Genomic DNA, 2,144 nt, shown 5'->3' with positions numbered 1-2,144 from the left:
ATGGTTCCGGCGGCGTTTGTGGTGCTTGACGCGTTGCCGCTGACGCCGAACGGGAAGGTGGACCGTCGGGCGTTGCCGGCGCCTGCGGATGAGGCGTATGCGCGTGGTGTCAGCGAGGCGCCGGTGGGTGAGGTCGAGTCGTTGCTGGCCGGCTTGTGGAGCGAGTTGCTGGGCGTCGAGCGGATCGGGCGACGTGACAGTTTCTTCACCCTCGGCGGGCACTCGCTCCTCGCCGTCCGGCTCGTCAGCAAAATACGTCAGATGGGGCATGCCGTCGATGTCGCTGCTCTCTTCGAGAGCCCGCGGTTGTGCGACCTGGCGGCAAAGCTGACACAGAAACCAAGAGTGGCTGTACCAGACAATGCGATCACGCGGGAAAGCACGTTCATCACACCTTCAATGCTTCCCCTGGTTGATCTGACTCAGGCGGAGATCGACCATGTCGTAGCACAGGTGCCGGGAGGGATCGCCAACGTTCAGGATATCTATGAACTGTCACCTCTTCAGGATGGGATGTTGTTCCACCATCTACTGAAAGAATCCGGCGACACCTACATCGTCGGCTCGAAGATGGCGTTCGCAAGCCGAGATTTGCTGGACCGGTATTTGGAAGCGGCGCAACATGTCGTTGATCGTCATGATGTCCTTCGGACGAGCTTCGTGTGGGACGAGCTCTCATCACCCGTGCAGGTGGTATGGCGCCATGCTCCTCTGGATGTGGAGTTCGTCGAACTTGACGCATCGGCCGGCCCGGCCTTGGAGCAGTTAGAACGTCGCTATGATCTCCGGCAGTACCGGATGAACTTGGGTCATGCGCCGCTCATGCGTTTCGTTGTTGCGCAAGACACGCAAAACGAGCGCTGGCTGATGTTGGAATTTTCTCACCACCTGATCGGGGACCATTCCACTCAGGATGTGCTCAACGAGGAAATCGGGGCCATCCTTTCCGGTGGAAAAGACGGTTTGCCGGATCCGGAACCGTTCCGCAATCTGGTCGGAGAGGCGCGCCTGGGGATCTCACAGGAGGAGCACCAGCGCTTCTTTCAAGCCATGTTGGGCGATGTTGACGAGGCCACCCTGCCGTTTGGCTTGGATGACGTGAGGGGCGCCGGCGAGGGCGTTGAAGAGGCGCGTGAGTTGTTGCCTCAGGATCTAAATACCCGACTACGCGCTGAAGCGCGCCGCTTGGGTGTGAGCCTGGCGAGCCTCTGCCATCTGGCGTGGGCCCTGGTGGTGGCCCGCACCTCGGGACGTCAGGACGTTGTGTTCGGGACGGTTCTGCTTGGCCGCACACAAGGGACAGCGGTCCTGGACCGGGCTATGGGCTTGTTCATCAACACCTTGCCGTTCCGTTTGGTCGTCGACGAAACAGGTGTCGAGGCCGCTGTGCGCAAGACACATTTGCTTCTTGCGGAGCTTCTGCGGCACGAGCATGCCTCGCTGGCGCAGGCGCAACGCTGCAGCCGCGTCGAGGCGCCTGCTCCATTGTTCGGCGCCCTGCTGAACTATCGTCACCAGGCACCATCCGCGCCAGATCCAACTAGGGCGTTGTCAGGCGTCGAGAGGTTGGGGGGACAAGAAGCAACAAACTACCCGATCGGGATGTCCGTTGAGGATTACGGCCACAGTCTGGGTGTCACGGCTCAGGCGGTGGAAGGCGTGTCGGCATCGATGCTGTGCGCTCTGATGCGGCAGGCGCTGGAAAGTCTCGCGCACGCACTTGATCATGAGCCGACGCTCCCGCTGCATCAGCTTGATGTTGTGCCAGAGGCTGTACGCCGCGTTCTGCTGGAGGAGTGGAACGACACGGCGGTTCCCTTTGCCGATGAGGCGTGCGTGCACGAGATGTTCGAGGCTCAGGTGGCCCGCTCGCCTGACGCGGTGGCGCTGGTCCACGAGGGGAGTGAGATCAGTTACCGTGAGTTGAACGCGCGGGCGAACCGTCTGGCCCACCGGTTGATCGAGCTTGGGGTGCGCCCTGACACGCGGGTCGGGATCTGCGTGGAGCGTTCGCCGTTGATGATCGTTGCGCTGCTGGGGGTGCTGAAGGCAGGCGGAGCTTATGTGCCGCTCGATCCTGCCTACCCGGCAGACCGCCTGGCTTTCATGCTCTCGGACAGCAACCCCTTGGCCGTGCTCGCGGA

General features: G+C 61.8%; 1 protein-coding gene. It reads left to right on the top strand.

Annotated elements, in window-relative coordinates; genetic code table 11:
• Positions 1-123 precede the first annotated feature (123 nt).
• A partial coding sequence (locus E1193_RS31210) for a condensation domain-containing protein (protein WP_207922948.1) occupies positions 124-2,144 on the top strand: 2,021 nt, incomplete at its 3' end.

The sequence above is a fragment of the Micromonospora sp. KC606 genome (assembly GCF_004348675.1).
GTDB lineage: Bacteria > Actinomycetota > Actinomycetes > Mycobacteriales > Micromonosporaceae > Micromonospora.
This window is presented reverse-complemented; position numbering and strand designations above follow the sequence as displayed.